Annotated in this window: 1 pseudogene; it reads left to right on the top strand. The window is 59.6% G+C overall.

Annotation, left to right across the window (positions count from 1 at the left end):
• Positions 1–272 precede the first annotated feature (272 nt).
• Positions 273–701 (top strand): annotated as a pseudogene (locus GO755_RS40715) (hypothetical protein); the annotation flags it as partial.

The following is a 701-nucleotide window of genomic DNA, read 5'->3' as shown; positions in this document are numbered from 1 at the left end:
CAGGGTCGGGTGGTGTCCGAGGGCATGGCACACAGAATCTGGCTGTAGTTTTGCAGGATGCCCAGTCGGCTGAGCTGGGTATCGGTGTACTGGCCTCGGGTCATGACCCGATAGCAGTAGGAGGAGTCGGCTGAGAGGACTCGGGAGGTGTTGCCATCGGTGAGGAAGGCATCCGATCCATCATCGGTGAAGGAGTAGGTGGGGGTGGCTACCTTGACTTCTCTGATTTTGTTAAAGGGGCCATTGGGTCCTGATCTGGATCGGTAGATGTCATGAATCTGGTTGTCATTGGACCAGGGGGTGTTGGCCTGCCAGGAGAGGGTGATCTGTCGATTGGCGGGGGCCGCTGCGAGCCTGACGGAGGAGGCTGGTTCGGTGACATCGAGTTGGGTCAGGGCCCCGTTGGGAGCCGTGAAATAGAACTCGAGTCGATAGCGGTAGGCATTGTTGGTGGTGTTGAGCGCGGAGGTGGAGCTGCCTTTATCGACGTAGATGGTATCGGGAGCTGTTGGGGCGAGGGTGGTGTTGATGGTGGCGATGGGGGTGAAGTTGGTGCCCGCCAGGTCGGTCGCCCGTTGGAGTCGGTATTGGTAGGGTCCAGTGAGGTCACCGGGATTGAGTCCGAGTGGTCGGGTCCATCTGACGGTGATTTGTCCGGTGGTGGTGTTGGTGGAGTCGACGGTGACCTGGGTGATCACGGG

Source organism: Spirosoma arboris, from assembly GCF_009754945.1.
GTDB lineage: Bacteria > Bacteroidota > Bacteroidia > Cytophagales > Spirosomataceae > Spirosoma > Spirosoma arboris.
This window is presented reverse-complemented; position numbering and strand designations above follow the sequence as displayed.